The following is an 800-nucleotide window of genomic DNA, read 5'->3' as shown; positions in this document are numbered from 1 at the left end:
ATGGCAAAAGGTAAATTCGAGCGCACTAAGCCTCATGTGAACATTGGCACGATTGGTCACGTTGACCATGGCAAGACGTCGCTGACGGCGGCGATCACCAAGTATTTTGGCGAGTACAAGCGCTACGACCAGATCGATGCGGCGCCGGAAGAGAAGGCGCGCGGCATCACCATTTCGACGGCGCATGTCGAGTATGAGACGGCTGCCCGCCACTATGCCCATGTCGACTGCCCCGGCCACGCCGACTACGTCAAGAACATGATCACCGGTGCTGCGCAGATGGATGGCGCGATCCTGGTCGTGTCGGCCGCCGACGGCCCGATGCCGCAGACCCGCGAGCACATCCTGCTTGCCCGCCAGGTCGGCGTGCCCTCGATCGTGGTGTTCCTGAACAAGGTCGACCAGGTCGACGACGCCGAGCTGCTCGAGCTGGTCGAGCTTGAGGTGCGCGAGCTTCTGACCAAGAACGAGTTCCCCGGCGACGACATTCCGATCGTCAAGGGTTCCGCACTTGCGGCGCTTGAAGACAGCGACAAGAAGATCGGCGAGGACGCCATCCGCGAATTGATGGCGGCGGTCGATGCTTACATCCCGACGCCGGTTCGTCCGCTCGACAAGCCGTTCCTGATGCCGATCGAGGACGTGTTCTCGATCTCGGGTCGCGGCACGGTTGTGACCGGCCGCGTCGAGCGCGGCGTCGTCAAGGTCGGCGAGGAGCTGGAGATCATCGGCATCCGTCCGACCACCAAGACGACCTGCACGGGCGTCGAGATGTTCCGCAAGCTGCTCGACCAGGGCCA

Annotated in this window: 1 protein-coding gene; it reads left to right on the top strand. The window is 62.9% G+C overall.

What is annotated here, in order from left to right; genetic code table 11:
• Nucleotides 1-800: elongation factor Tu (locus tag NKJ94_RS37430; protein ID WP_352532803.1), on the top strand; the 800-nt coding region annotated here is incomplete at its 3' end.

The sequence above is a fragment of the Mesorhizobium sp. M0060 genome (genome assembly GCF_040323155.1).
GTDB lineage: Bacteria > Pseudomonadota > Alphaproteobacteria > Rhizobiales > Rhizobiaceae > Mesorhizobium.
Note: the sequence above shows the minus strand (reverse complement) of the source record. Positions and strands in the feature narration are given on the sequence as shown.